The 12,407-nt window shown below is 71.2% G+C and carries 14 protein-coding genes; 8 read left to right on the top strand and 6 right to left on the bottom strand.

Annotation, left to right across the window (positions count from 1 at the left end; all coding sequences use genetic code 11):
• Positions 1-969: a prolyl aminopeptidase gene (gene pip / locus ACGFWE_RS09295; RefSeq protein ID WP_393599058.1), complete on the top strand. Its 969-nt coding sequence runs from the start codon at positions 1-3 to the stop codon at positions 967-969.
• On the opposite strand, the gene ACGFWE_RS09290 is transcribed toward pip, so the two are convergent.
• Positions 966-1,634: a GntR family transcriptional regulator gene (locus ACGFWE_RS09290; RefSeq protein WP_393599056.1), complete on the bottom strand. Its 669-nt coding sequence runs from the start codon at positions 1,632-1,634 to the stop codon at positions 966-968. The genes pip and ACGFWE_RS09290 overlap by 4 nt on opposite strands.
• A 175-nt stretch (positions 1,635-1,809) precedes the next feature.
• Here ACGFWE_RS09290 and ACGFWE_RS09285 point away from each other — a divergent pair, with 175 nt between their 5' ends.
• Both ACGFWE_RS09285 and ACGFWE_RS09280 read left to right on the top strand, forming a co-directional pair.
• The gene (locus ACGFWE_RS09285; RefSeq protein WP_352382683.1) at positions 1,810-3,273 is read left to right on the top strand and encodes an NCS1 family nucleobase:cation symporter-1; all 1,464 of its coding nucleotides are present in this window, start codon (positions 1,810-1,812) and stop codon (positions 3,271-3,273) included.
• Positions 3,274-3,278: 5 nt separating this feature from the next.
• Positions 3,279-3,998: an aspartate/glutamate racemase family protein gene (locus tag ACGFWE_RS09280; protein ID WP_393599054.1), complete on the top strand. Its 720-nt coding sequence runs from the start codon at positions 3,279-3,281 to the stop codon at positions 3,996-3,998.
• Between the two features lie 8 nt (positions 3,999-4,006).
• Here ACGFWE_RS09280 and ACGFWE_RS09275 read toward each other — a convergent pair whose 3' ends face one another.
• The 4 genes from ACGFWE_RS09275 to ACGFWE_RS09260 form a co-directional block, all read right to left on the bottom strand.
• Positions 4,007-4,462, bottom strand: coding sequence for a GNAT family N-acetyltransferase (locus ACGFWE_RS09275; RefSeq protein WP_393599052.1), 456 nt, complete (start codon positions 4,460-4,462; stop codon positions 4,007-4,009).
• Positions 4,459-4,872: a RidA family protein gene (locus ACGFWE_RS09270; RefSeq protein ID WP_393599050.1), complete on the bottom strand. Its 414-nt coding sequence runs from the start codon at positions 4,870-4,872 to the stop codon at positions 4,459-4,461. Before ACGFWE_RS09270 ends, ACGFWE_RS09275 begins: the two co-directional genes overlap by 4 nt.
• Before the next feature lie 85 nt (positions 4,873-4,957).
• The gene (locus ACGFWE_RS09265) at positions 4,958-5,242 is read right to left on the bottom strand and encodes a hypothetical protein (RefSeq protein ID WP_393599048.1); all 285 of its coding nucleotides are present in this window, start codon (positions 5,240-5,242) and stop codon (positions 4,958-4,960) included.
• Positions 5,243-5,277: 35 nt separating this feature from the next.
• Complete coding sequence (locus ACGFWE_RS09260; protein ID WP_393599046.1) at positions 5,278-5,478, bottom strand: hypothetical protein; 201 nt, start codon at positions 5,476-5,478, stop codon at positions 5,278-5,280.
• A gap of 99 nt (positions 5,479-5,577) precedes the next feature.
• Between ACGFWE_RS09260 and ACGFWE_RS09255 the strand changes: the two genes are divergently transcribed.
• Both ACGFWE_RS09255 and ACGFWE_RS09250 read left to right on the top strand, forming a co-directional pair.
• The gene (locus ACGFWE_RS09255) at positions 5,578-6,342 is read left to right on the top strand and encodes a nucleotidyltransferase domain-containing protein (protein WP_352382674.1); all 765 of its coding nucleotides are present in this window, start codon (positions 5,578-5,580) and stop codon (positions 6,340-6,342) included.
• 219 nt (positions 6,343-6,561) lie between these two features.
• Positions 6,562-8,493 carry an FUSC family protein gene (locus tag ACGFWE_RS09250; protein WP_393600184.1) on the top strand — a complete coding sequence of 644 codons (1,932 nt, stop codon included), beginning with the start codon at positions 6,562-6,564 and terminating at the stop codon, positions 8,491-8,493.
• A 3-nt stretch (positions 8,494-8,496) separates the two neighbouring features.
• Here ACGFWE_RS09250 and ACGFWE_RS09245 read toward each other — a convergent pair whose 3' ends face one another.
• Positions 8,497-9,477: an endonuclease/exonuclease/phosphatase family protein gene (locus ACGFWE_RS09245; RefSeq protein WP_393599044.1), complete on the bottom strand. Its 981-nt coding sequence runs from the start codon at positions 9,475-9,477 to the stop codon at positions 8,497-8,499.
• 136 nt (positions 9,478-9,613) lie between these two features.
• On the opposite strand from ACGFWE_RS09245, the gene ACGFWE_RS09240 reads away from it, so the two are divergent.
• From ACGFWE_RS09240 to ACGFWE_RS09230, 3 genes are all read left to right on the top strand, one after another.
• Positions 9,614-10,966, top strand: a complete 1,353-nt coding sequence (locus ACGFWE_RS09240; RefSeq protein ID WP_393599042.1) for an amidohydrolase — start codon at positions 9,614-9,616, stop codon at positions 10,964-10,966.
• Between the two features lie 393 nt (positions 10,967-11,359).
• Positions 11,360-12,049, top strand: coding sequence for a DUF899 domain-containing protein (locus ACGFWE_RS09235; protein ID WP_393599040.1), 690 nt, complete (start codon positions 11,360-11,362; stop codon positions 12,047-12,049).
• A 172-nt stretch (positions 12,050-12,221) separates the two neighbouring features.
• Positions 12,222-12,407 (top strand): hypothetical protein, encoded by a 186-nt coding sequence (locus tag ACGFWE_RS09230; protein WP_079141074.1) that lies wholly within the window; start codon positions 12,222-12,224, stop codon positions 12,405-12,407.

The raw sequence follows: 12,407 nt of genomic DNA, 5'->3' as shown, positions 1-12,407 counted from the left end.
ATGCCTCTTTACCCGGAGATCGAACCGTACGACCACGGCATGCTCGATGTCGGCGACGGCAACCGCGTGTACTGGGAGACCTGCGGGAATCCGGACGGCAAGCCCGCCGTGGTGCTGCACGGTGGGCCGGGGTCCGGCTGCACGCCGTGGATGCGTCGGCTGTTCGACCCCGCTGCGTATCGGGTCGTGCTCCTCGACCAGCGGGGCGCCGGGCGGTCGACGCCGCACGCGAGCGCGTACGACACCGACATGAGCGTCAACACGACCCCGCATCTCATCGCGGACCTGGAACTGCTGCGTCGGCATCTGGGGATCGAGCGGTGGCTGGTGTGGGGCATCTCCTTCGGGTCGGTGCTCGGGCTGCGGTACGCGCAGACGCATCCGGAGGCCGTGACGGAGCTGGCGCTGACCGGGGTCGCGACCGGCGCGAACCCCGAAGTGGCCTTGATGACCAGGGGACTTGGGAAGATCTTCCCGGCGGCGTTCGAGCGGTTCGTCGGCGAGCTGCCGGCCGGGGAGCGGGCCGGGAACGTGGCCGCCGCGTACAACCGGTTGCTGGAGTCACCCGACGCCGAGGTGCGTCAGCGCGCGGCACGGGCGTGGACCGACTGGGAGACCGCGATCGAGTCCGCGCCGCCGCGGTCGGTGCCCCGCTACGAGGACCCGGTCTTCCGCCAGGGCTTCGCCCGTACCGTCACCCACTACTGGGGCAACGACCACTTCCTGGGCGAGGGCAACGACGAGGGTGTCGTCCTGCGCGACGCGCCCCTCCTCAAGGACATCCCCGGCACCCTCGTCCAGGGCAGCCTCGACTTCGGCAACCTCCTCGGCATCGTCTGGCGGCTCCACCACGCCTGGTCCGGCAGCGAGTTGACGGTGATCGACGATGGCGGACACTTCGCGGGGGACGGGGGTGTGGACGCGATGGTGGCGGCGACGGACAGGTACGCGCGCGGCTGGACCCGTTAGATCGTCTCCGCCGAGTCCCCGAACAGCTGCCGTACCGTCGATTCGTAGTTGGTGCGCACGTGCGCCAGGGCGTGCGCACGGGCCCGGTCCGGGTCGCCGGAGGCGATCGCCTCGTACAGATCGCGGTGTTCGACGAGGAGTTGGGGCCACTCCTCGTTGCGCCGGGTCATCCAGCGCAGCCGACCCGCAACCGGATCCAGGGCCTCGACCAGCAGGCTGTTGCGGGCCATCGCCACGATGCTGTCGTGCAGACGGCTGTTGACGTCCGTGATGGTCTCCGCGTCGCCCGCCTCGGTCGCGGTCGCCGCGACGTCGAGGAGCCGCTCCACCTCGGCGAGATCCTCCGGGGTCGCTCGGGCCGCGGCGAGACCGGCGGCGTACACCTCCAACGCCTCGCGCAGTTCGAAGAGTTCCTTGACGTCGTGCGGGGTCAGGCGCCGTACGACCGTGCGGCGGGGCGTCTCGAAGTGGACGAAACCCTCGGCGACCAGCGCGCGGATCGCCTCGCGGACCGGTACCCGGGAGACCCCGAAACGGTCGGCGAGCTCCCGCTCGACCAGCCGGTCACCCGGGCGCAGCCCGCCCGCGATGATCTCCTGGCGCAGGGTGGCCAGGACGCGTTCGCGGACGGCGCCGAGAGGCTCGATGTTCGTCGTGGAGCTCATGGAGCCATCTTCTCCGACGCTGGAGCCGTCGTCGGCGCCGGAGCTGTTTTACGGAGCCTTAACGAACGCGACATCGGTCGGATCTCTTGACGGGGAGACCATGTCCGCAGTTTGGTATACCAAAACTGGATGCCAGGCGGCCGCCATCCTCCTGTCCCCCGTCCTTGGAGGCCCTGTGTCCCTCGCCGACAGTGTCGAAGCCACCGGCACACCAGCGTTCGTCCCCGATCCCCGGCTCACCAACGAAGACCTGGCGCCCGCCGGCAAGCGGAACTGGAAGGTCTTCGACCTCTTCGCCATGTGGATGTCCGACGTCCACAACCTGGGCAACTACACCTTCGCGGCCGGTCTGCTGGTCCTCGGCATGAACGTGTGGCAGGTCTTCACGTCGCTGCTCGTCGGCTTCGTGATCATCTACATCGGCATGAACTGGATGGGGAGGATCGGCCAGCGCCACGGCGTGCCGTTCCCCGTCGTCAGCCGCATCAGCTTCGGTGTGTGGGGCGCCAACATCCCGGCCCTGATCCGGGCCGTGATCGCCATCATGTGGTACGGCATCCAGACCTACCTCGCCTCCGTCGCGGTCAACGTGATGCTGCTGGCCGCCTGGCCGGGCCTGGAGTCCTGGACGCACAGCTCCTTCCTCGGCCTCGACGCGCTCGGCTGGGTCTCCTTCCTCTCCCTGTGGCTGATCCAGGCGCTGATCATCAGTCAGGGCATGGAGTCGGTCAGGAAGTTCCAGGACTTCTGCGGGCCGGCGATCTGGCTCGTCATGATCGCGCTGGCGATCTGGGTGCTGGCCAAGGCCGGCTGGAGCATCTCGCTCACCAGCACCCCGCACCCGGTCTCCGTCGGCGAGCAGTGGCGCCAGTGGTTCGGCGCGATCGGACTGATCCTCGCCACGTACGGCACGCTGATGCTCAACTTCTGCGACTTCTCCCGCTTCGCCCCGGACTACAAGACTGTTCGCCGCGGCAACTTCTGGGGCCTGCCCATCAACTCCACGGCCTTCGTGGTCGTCTCCGTGATCGTCACCGCGGGCTCGCTGGAGGTCTGGGGCCAGGCCATCACCGACCCCGCGGAACTCGTCGCGAAGGTCGGCAACACCTGGGTGATGGTGCTGGGCGCGCTCACCTTCGCCGTCGCCACCATGGGCGTCAACATCGTCGCCAACTTCGTCTCACCGGCGTACGACCTCGCCAACGTCTGGCCGCAGAAGATCACCTTCAGGGTCGGCGGCATGATCAGCACGGTCGCCGCACTGCTCGTGACCCCGTGGAACCTCTTCTCCAACCCCACGGTCGTCAACTACTTCCTCGGCGGCCTCGGCGCCTTCCTCGGCCCGCTGTTCGGTGTGATCATGCTCGACTACTACTGGGTCAAGAAGGGCCGCGTGGACGTCGACGAGCTGTTCAAGGCCGAGCCCGGCTCCCGCTACTACTACCGCAAGGGTGTCAACCCCAAGGCCCTGTGGGCGTTCCTGCCGGCGGCCGCGGTCGCGGGTGTCCTCGCCCTGGTGAAGACGTTCAGCGACGTGGCCCCGTACTCCTGGTTCATCGGGACGGCCCTCGCGGCCGGCCTGTACGCGCTGCTGTGCCGGAGCGAGCGGGCAGCTCCCGCTGAGGCTGTGGAGGTCTGAGAGACGTGCGGATCGCCGTCACCAACTGCAACACCACGCAGGAGATGACCGAGGAGATCGTACGAGGTGCCCGGGCCGCGGCAGGCCCGGGCACCACCGTGCTCGGGCTCACCCCGGCGTGGGGTCCCGAGTCCGCGGAGGGCTGGCTCGACAGCTACCTGTCCGCGGCGGCGGTCATCGACCTGCTGCGCACCTACGAGGGGCCTCCCTACGACGCCGTCGTCATGGCCGGCTTCGGCGAGCACGGACGGGAGGGCGTCCGGGAGTTGGTGGACGTACCGGTGGTCGACATCACCGAGGCCGCCGCCCATCTGGCCTGTCTGCTCGGTCGGCGCTACGGCGTGGTGACCACGCTGGAGCGGTCCTGCGGGCAGATCGAGGACAGCCTGGAGCTGGCGGGAGTGGGGCGCAACTGCGCGGCCGTCGTCGGGACCGGACTGGGCGTTCTCGACCTGGGCGACGCCGACCGCACGGAGGCCGCCTTCGTGGCGGCGGCCGAGCGGGCACGGGAGGCCGGCGCCGAGGTCCTGGTACTGGGGTGCGCGGGGATGACCGGGCTGCAGCGGACGATGGGCGAGAAGCTGGGGCTTCCTGTCGTCGACGGGGTGGGGGCGGCGGTGAAGCTGGCGGAGTCGCTGGTGGGGCTGGGGCTGAACACCAGCCGGGCGGGCGGCTATGCGAAGCCGGTGCCGAAGAGGCGGGTGTGGGGACCGCGGTCGCGCTGACCGCGTGCTCAGGGCCGCCAGACGTACCGCACGTCCGGCTCCCGCTCCTCGTTGCCGCTGCCGTCGGTGCGTTCGGCCTCGACGAAGCCGTGCCGCGCGTAGAAGCGGTGGGCCGGCTTGTTGACCTGGAAGGTCCACAGGCTCAGCCCCTGCGGGCTGCGCTCCTTGGCGAGCGCGACGAACCGGTCGCCGATGCCGCGTCCCCGCCAGTCGGGGTCGAGATACAGCTGGGACAGCAGATCGCCGGCCAGGACCATCAGCCCGACGACCGCGCCGCTTGCGGAGTCCTCGGCGACCCAGGTCTCCCGCAGCGGCACGACCACGTCCTGGAAGTAGGCGCGGACCTCGTCGTCGGACCGGGGCCGTACCACCGTCGGCAACGCGGCGGTGAACGAGCGCAGATACACCTCCGCCGCGGCGGACGCGTCGCGGGCGGCGGCCCGGCGCAGGACGACCGCGCTCACCGTGCCGGCACCTCCGGCACCACGGCCGTCGCCGTGATCTCCACCAACTGGCCGGTGTAACCGAGGCAGGCGACCCCGATCAGCGTCGACGCATGCGGACCGGTGCTCAGCCCGGACGCCTCGACGACCTCCCACACGGTGGACAGCACCGCGGGCTCGCTGCTCACGACATGCACATCCGTCGCCAGGACGTGCTCCAAGTCGCTGCCCACCGCGTGCAATTGCTCCCGCAGATTCGCGATCACCTGCTCGGCCTGCCGCGCGGGATCCCCTTCACCCACGAGGTTGCCCTTGGCGTCCAGCGGAACGGACCCGGCGAGGAACGCGAGCTTCGTGCCGGCCTCGACTACGGAGGCGTGGGAGTAGGTCGGCGGCGGGAAAAGGGCCGGGACGGTGACGCGCTGGATCACGTGGACTCCTGTGGCGAGCGGCGGACGACTTCCGATCATCGGGGGCCGGGGGACGGGACCGCACCTGAATTTCCGGGAGCCCACGTCACCGGTCCGGGAGGCCGCACCGGCGCTCGCACTCCTGGGCGAGGGCGGGGCACGCCTGGGAGATGGCCGCGTAGACCCTGCGCCGCAGCAGCTGTTCCGCGGCCGCGCGTCCGGTGCGGCCGGACAACTCGGCGAGGATGTCGTCGTAGCGGGCCGGCCGATGACGGAGGTAGTCGACCTTCCAGCGGTCGAGGTCCGCGCAGCCGGGCGGGGACGGTGGCGGCCCTTCCCGGCGATCGCGGTACTCGACGGCCAGCGCCGCCAACCGGTCCGGGGCCAGCACCGGTACCTCCCGCCGCCTGCGCGACGCGGCCTCCTTCACGGCGGCGGACCGCCGGGCGACCACCGCCGAAGCGGCCCTGAACTCCTGGCACGGCAAAACGGGTCGGGCCGGCGCAGATCCGGCTCGCCGAGCAGCCGGCGGATCATCCCGGCCGTCCAGCCGCGCGCCCGGAGTCCGGCGGCGGAGAGGCGCGTGCGGTGTGCCCCCGCGTCCGGATCCTTCTCGTACGTCGTCATCGCCGGTTCCCCCGTCGCCGTAACACTGAGTGACGACTTCATTGATAACGCGTGCCACTGACAATGGGCCCTCGCGCGGCACCTTCGTACGCTGAGCCCATGTCCTCCACGCTCTCCGACGACGTCTTCCTCGACACCGCCGCCGACCGCCTCGCCGCACTCCCCGCCGTCCGGGCCGTGGCCCTAGGTGGCTCCCGCGCCCAGGGAACCGCCCGGCCGGACAGCGACTGGGACCTGGCGGTCTACTACCGGGGCGCCTTCGACCCGGCCGATCTCCGCGCCGTCGGCTGGGAGGGCGAGGTGTCCGAGGTCGGCGGCTGGGGCGGCGGCGTGTTCAACGGCGGCGCGTGGCTGACGATCGACGGCCGCCGGGTGGACGTCCACTACCGGGACCTCGATGTGGTGGAACGCGAACTGACGGAGGCGGAGGCGGGACGGTTCCGGGTGGAGCCGCTGCTGTTCCACCTCGCGGGAATCCCCACCTACCTGATCGTGGCCGAACTCGCGATCAACCGGGTCCTCAGGGGTGACCTGCCACGCCCGGCGGCCTACCCGGCCAGGCTCCGCACCTCCGCCGCCGCCCGCTGGCGGGACACCGCCCACCTCACCCTCGCCTACACCGAGGCCAACCACGCTCCGGCCGGCCGCCTCACCGAGACCGCCGGCGCGCTCGCCACGGCCGCCGTCCAGATGGGGCACTCGGTGCTGGCGGCCCGGGGGGAATGGGTGACCAATGAGAAGCGGCTGCTGGAGCGGGCGGGGCTGCGGGACGTCGACCGGATCGTCCAGTCCCTGACGGCATCACCCGGATCGGCCGTCCGTGCGGTCACGGAGGTGCGGGAGCTGTTCGACCGAGCGGGCTGAACGGCCGCAAAGCCTCCGCCGACTCACGTCCCCGGGTTGCGTTCATAAAGAACGTGGCTTTTGCATGCATCTTCACACGCGGGTAACACAAGTGCCCCGGACCGTCCGGGAACCCGCTCTACCGTAGGAACTCAGCCCAACGCCCGGTCGCCGTCGCCCGGAGGCACATCCCCGCCTCGCCCCGACGACAGGAGCCCCGTGTCCCGCCCCGCCCTACGGATGCACCTACCGCCCTGGCTCGCGCACGCTCTCCGTGCTCAGCGGGGGCCGATTCCCTGGAGCGCCGTGGTGCGGGGGGCCTTGTCCGCCGGGCCCCTCCTTCTCGTCGCCGTCCTCGTCGAGCAGACCTCCCTCGGTGTCGTCGCCGCCATCGCCGCCATGCTGGCCGGGATCAACGACCGGCCCGGGAGCCGGCGGGTCTCCGTGAAGAGGATCGGGGTGCCCGCGCTCGCGGGTGCGGTCGGCATGGTGGTCGGGACGTATGCGGGGGAGTACGTGGGGGCCGTGCCCCTCACCGTCGTCCTCACCCTCGTCGGGCTGGTCGCCGGCGGTATCAGCGCCGTCGGGCCCGTCGCCTCCGGGGCCGGTACGCAGGTGCTCGTCGCCTCGGCGATCGGGGCGGGCATGCCGTTGCCGGAGGAGGGGTGGCTGCGGGCCCTCGCCTATCTCGGCGGGGCCTGCTGGCTGCTCGGGCTGCGGCTCGTGCTGCCCACCCCCGGTGCCCTCGCCGGGGACTTCCGGTTCGACGGCGAGCGGGAGGCCGTCGCCGAGGTGTACGACGCCGTGGCCGACCTGCTCGCCGCAGCGGGCACCGAGCACGCCATCGCCCGCCGCGTCGCGCTCACCGCCGCTCTCGATCACGCACAGGACGCGCTCGCCGGGCCCCGGCTGCGGCGGTACGCCAGCTCGGCCGCCGAGCGGCGGCTGCACGCGCAGTACGCCGCCGCGCTGCCGCTCGCCGAGGCCGCCACCGCGCTCGCCTGGGCGGAGGAAGCGGTGCCCGGACGGGCCGCCACGGGGCCCCGGCGGCTCGCCGCCGCCGTACGGGAGAACACGCACACCGGGCCGTTGCCCGCGCCGGGCCGCTCCGGGCCCGCGCTGCGGGCGCTCGACGACGCGTTGCTGAGGGCCGCCGAGGCCTTCGACCGTGGGCGGGGCGGGGATCTGCACACGCGCCGGCTCACCGTCCGGGACCTGCTGCGGTCCGTCTTCGGGGCCGGCGGGCGGGAGTACGGGCTGCGGGTCGCCCTCTGCTTCGGGGCCAGCGCCGCCGTGGCCCAGGCCCTGCACCACTCCCACTGGTACGGGGAGCACCAGCACTGGTACTGGCTGCCCGCCACCGCCGTCTTCCTCGTCAAGCCCGACCTCGGACCGCTCGTCTCCCGGGTGCTGTGCCGGGCCGCCGGGACCGTTCTGGGCGCACTGGTCTTCGCCGGGTTCGCGCTCGTGCTGCCGCGGCCCGAAGGACTCATCGCGCTGGTCGCCGTCAGCGGGGCCCTCATCCCCGTGGCCACCCGGCACTTCGCCGCGCAGACCGCCGTCGTCACGGTGCTCGTCCTGGCGCTCGTGATGGTCGGCGGTGAGCCGCAGGCCTCCGCCGGCCGGATCACCGAGACCCTGCTCGCCTGCGCCATCGTGCTGATCGTCGGGCACCTGCCGATGCCGGGACAGCGGGGCGGGGGAGTGCGGTCCCGGCTGGCCGCGGCGGGCGGGGCGGCACAGGCGTACCTCGCGCACGTTCTGCGAGAGACCGAGCGGCCTGTCCCCCGAGGCGCCGGGTCCACCGTACGAGACACCCGCACCGAGGACACCCGCACCGAGGACACGCCCACCGAAGACACCCGCGCCACGCGCTGGACCCTCCGTCGCGAGGCCTACCGCGCGCTCGCCGAGGCCCGTACCGCCATCGCCCTCGCCGCCGCCGAACTCCCCTCGCTCGCCCGGCATTCCGAGGGCGCCGACGAGATCGTCGCCGTGCTCGAACGGATCGTCGACACGACCACCGCGTGCGCCGTCCACCTCGACGACTCCGGGCGGCTCACCCGCGAACAGGTCCACCGGCTCACCGAACTGCTCGACGAACTCGGCCGGCTCGACGGGGGGCGGGGGCGCGTGGAGATCCGGCTGCCCGAAGTCCCCCTCGCCGGCTAGGAGTTACACCCGCACCCACACCGGGGCGTGGTCCGATCCGGGCGTCCCCACCCGCTTGCGCGGATCCTCGTCCACCGACGGCAGTACGAGGGTGTCGTCCCGGTGCTCGGGCAGACCCGTCCCCGCCTCCGTGATGCGGCGGGCCAGACGGTGGCTCACCAGGACGTGGTCGATCAGCTCGGCGCGTCCGAAGTTGACCCGGGAGAAGCGCCGTTCCTCGGGTATGCAGGGCGCGATGTCCCACAGCCGGAATGGATCACCCGCGTCGGGCTGGTGGAACGCGCGCGGTCTGTCGAGCTCCGAGCCGGGCGGGCCGAGCAGGATCTGTGTGGTGGCGGCGTTCACCACGTCGTTCATGTCACCGAGGACGATCACGTCCCGTTCGGTCCCTTCGCCTTCGAGCAGGAAGTCCGCGAGGGTGCGCAGGGTCGTCGCCTCGGCCGACCGCCGGTAGAGGGCGTACGCGCCGTAGCGGGCCCGTTCGGCCTCGTCGTCCGGCTGGAAGCGGCTCCTGCCCTCGCGGCCCGGATACGACAGCAGCTTCGACTTCAAATGGGCGACCGCGACCTGGAGCACCCCGTCGCCTGCGTCGGTCTCCACGGCGAGGAAGCCGCGGCTGGTCTCCTGTACCTGCACCTCCTGCTCGTCGGGGTCGTTGACCTGAACTGGGCGCAGCCCGTCCGCGAACGCATGGATGTCCCGCCGTATCCGCAGCGGGGTACGGCTGAGGAAGCCGACGCGGATGCCCCGGTGGTCGGCGTGCCGGGACAGCGCGGTGTGCCACTGCCCGCCGATCGCTTTGACGAGGTCGGCGAGTGTCTCCTCCTGCCCGACCTCCTGGACGCCCAGCAGCGTCGGGTCGAGCGCGGTGATCACGGAGGCGAGGGCCTCCACTTTCGCCTCGTACTCGGCCTCGCTCCTGGGGGCGCCGTCGCCGCTGCGCGGCAGCATCAGATTCTCCAGATTCCAGGTGCCGACGAGCATGCCGGACCCCTTCCAAAAGGCGTACGACGAGCGGTGGTGAGGCCAGGGTGCACGCGCCGGCGCCGCCGCGGCAGGGCGGCGACGGGATGCGCGCTTCACCCACTGCGAGGGCACGACCGCGTCGTACGGTGCCTGTATGACGCCTTCTCCCGCAGGTCTCATCATCTCCCCGTGCACGGTGCTCACGCACGACGATCAAGAGCGGGTCGAGTTCGTGCACGACGCCGCGATCGTCGTACGGGACGGTGTCATCGGGTCGGTGACCAGCAGCGCGGAGGCCGAGGAACTGCCCGCGGCGGAGCGCATCGACGCGCGCGGGCAGATCGCCCTTCACGGGCTCGTCAACTGCCACACCCACGCGCCCATGGTCGCCCTGCGCGGGATCGCCGAGGACCTGCCGACCGAGGAGTGGTTCAACGACGTCGTCTGGCCGATCGAGTCCAACCTCACCGAGAAGATGGTGGAGTTGGGGGCCCGGCTGGCCTGCGCGGAGATGATCCGGGGCGGGGTCACCTGCTTCGCCGACCACTACTTCTCGATGGACGCCGTCGCCGCGGTGGTCGAGGAGTGCGGGATCCGGGCGCACCTCGGGGAGGCGTTCTTCTCCTCGCAGGGGCCCCAAGGGCGGGAGAAGTCCCTGGAGTTCGCGCTGCGGCACCGCGGCGGTGCCGGTGGCCGCATCACCACGGCGCTCGCCCCGCACGCGCCCTACACGGTCGACGACACCGACCTCGCCGCGACCGCCTCGCTCGCCCGGGAGCACGGGCTCCCCGTCCACCTCCACGCCGCCGAGAACCGCGACCAGGCCGAGACGAGCCTCTCCCGGCACGGTGTCACGCCCATCGAGGTGCTGCGGCGCACCGGGATCCTCGACACGGACGTCCTGATCGCGCACGGCACCGGCATCCTCGACCGCGACCTGCCGATCCTCTCAAGTGCCCCCGGCCGTACGGCTGTTGCGACCGCGCCCCGCGGCTACCTCAAGTTCGCCTGGCCCACGACCACGCCCGTCCGCGCCCTGCGCGACCTCGGCATCCCCGTGGGACTCGCCACGGACGGCGCCGCCTCCAACAACTCCCTCGACGTATGGGAGTCGATGGCGCTCACGGCACTGATCCAGAAGTCCACCACCGGCGACCCACGTTGGCTGACCTCCCGCCAGGCACTGCACCACGCGAGTCTCCAGAGCGCCCGCGCGGTCGGACTCGGTGACGCGATCGGCAGCATCGCGCCCGGCCGCCGAGCCGACATCATCCTGGTCGACCTCACCGGCCCGCACACCCAGCCCGTCCACGACCTCGCCGCGACCCTCGTCCACAGCGCCCGCTCCTCCGACGTCCGCACGACGATCGTCGACGGCCGTGTACTGATGCGGGACCGGCAGCTGCTGACCATCGACGTGGGCGCGGTGGCAAGGGAGTTGGGCGAGCGGATGCCCACGCTGCTGGACCGGAGTCACGGCAGACGGATCCAGGACTACAACACCTGAAATCCGGCCCCGGAAGAGCACTCTGGTGCCAACTGACGGTCCGCCTTCGGCCAGGGCGTCCTGGACGTCGTCGGTCAACTTGCGCAGGGGGTCACGGCGTCGGGCAGTCCGTGATCGCGTCGGCACCGGGCAGATGCGAATGGGCCCTGCTGAGGGCCGTCCCGGCCAGCCGTACGACGTGTGCCCGCCCGCCTGGATTGTCACTCTCGCTTCCCCGGTGCGCTCGGCGACCATGGATGACCGACCTCATCGTGCGTGGGTCGTCGGGGAAGCGGTCGTGGGGATGCTCGGCTTCCGCATCCTGTCGTTCGGAAGAAATCTCCCCGACAGCGATGAGTTCCGCCCCTCCCCACGGTCACCACCCCTGACGGACCGTTGCACAGGAGGGACCCCATGGCGTTTCCGGAGATCGTCTCGCGGGACGAATGGCGCGCGGCGCGCGAGGAGCTGCTGGTCAGAGAGAAGGCGGCCACGCGTGCGCGGGACGCACTCAATGCCGAGCGGCGCAGACTGCCCATGGTCGAGGTGGAGGAGGAGTACGTCTTCGAGGGCGGCGACGGCAAGGCCACCCTGCTCGACCTGTTCGAGGGGCGCGCCCAGCTCGTCGTCCACCACTTCATGTTCGCGCCGGAGTGGGACGCGGGCTGCCGCAGCTGCTCCGCCTTCCTGGACCAGATCGGGCATTTGGCCCATCTGAAGGCGAGGGGGACGACGTTCGCGGCCGTGTCGAGAGCGCCGTACACGAAGATCCTGCCGTTCAAGGCGCGGATGGGATGGACCGTGCCCTGGTACTCGTCCTGCGGCAGCGACTTCAACCGCGACTTCGAGGCCACCGTGGACATCGAGGGGGAGCCGGCCGAGCGGCCCGGCATCAGCTGCTTCCTGCGCGACCGCGACCGGGTCTTCCACACCTACTCGACCCACGACCGCGGCCTCGACGGTCTCGGCTCGACCACCAGCTTCCTCGATCTCACCGCGCTGGGACGGCAGGAGGAGTGGGAGGAACCCAAGGGGCGTGCCTCTGCTCTGGGGGCGCCTGCGGGGAGCGCACGCATCCGTTATCACGATGAGTACGAGGACTGACACATTGAGTCAGCAAAGTGACCGTTGAGTAATCAAACTCTCACGCTTCGCGCTGAACTCGTGTCAACTACGTCTCAGTACGGCAACTCACCGAGGCTTTTCGGCCCCGGAAGGCGTTAACTCCTACAAGCGCTCCTACGGGGAGCGCAACGCTTTCTGGAGGTGCAGGGTGGTGAACGGGCGAACAGTGCTCGAACGCTTTCCCGCTGGCGGGCCGCGTGGATCGTGGCCGGCGGAGGAGTTCGCGCAGGCGAGGCGTCTCGAAGGACTGCCGGCCGAGGTTGTCATGGACCTCGCGACCGACACGTTCCTGGTGATCGTCCGCAGCGGAGAGGCAGCGATCGACGCTGTCGCATGA

This window comes from Streptomyces sp. NPDC048523 (assembly GCF_043199815.1).
Classification (GTDB): domain Bacteria; phylum Actinomycetota; class Actinomycetes; order Streptomycetales; family Streptomycetaceae; genus Streptomyces.
The sequence above is the reverse complement of the archived record's forward strand: the minus strand, read 5'-3'. Positions and strand labels throughout refer to the sequence as shown.

Coding starts and splice junctions, on each gene's coding strand:
- pip (WP_393599058.1), top strand. CDS start 1: ATGCCTCTTTACCCGGAGATCGAACCGTACGACCACGGCATGCTCGAT.
- ACGFWE_RS09290 (WP_393599056.1), bottom strand. CDS start 1,634: ATGAGCTCCACGACGAACATCGAGCCTCTCGGCGCCGTCCGCGAACGC.
- ACGFWE_RS09260 (WP_393599046.1), bottom strand. CDS start 5,478: ATGACGACGTACGAGAAGGATCCGGACGCGGGGGCACACCGCACGCGC.
- ACGFWE_RS09255 (WP_352382674.1), top strand. CDS start 5,578: ATGTCCTCCACGCTCTCCGACGACGTCTTCCTCGACACCGCCGCCGAC.
- ACGFWE_RS09250 (WP_393600184.1), top strand. CDS start 6,562: ATGCACCTACCGCCCTGGCTCGCGCACGCTCTCCGTGCTCAGCGGGGG.
- ACGFWE_RS09245 (WP_393599044.1), bottom strand. CDS start 9,477: ATGCTCGTCGGCACCTGGAATCTGGAGAATCTGATGCTGCCGCGCAGC.
- ACGFWE_RS09240 (WP_393599042.1), top strand. CDS start 9,614: ATGACGCCTTCTCCCGCAGGTCTCATCATCTCCCCGTGCACGGTGCTC.
- ACGFWE_RS09235 (WP_393599040.1), top strand. CDS start 11,360: ATGGCGTTTCCGGAGATCGTCTCGCGGGACGAATGGCGCGCGGCGCGC.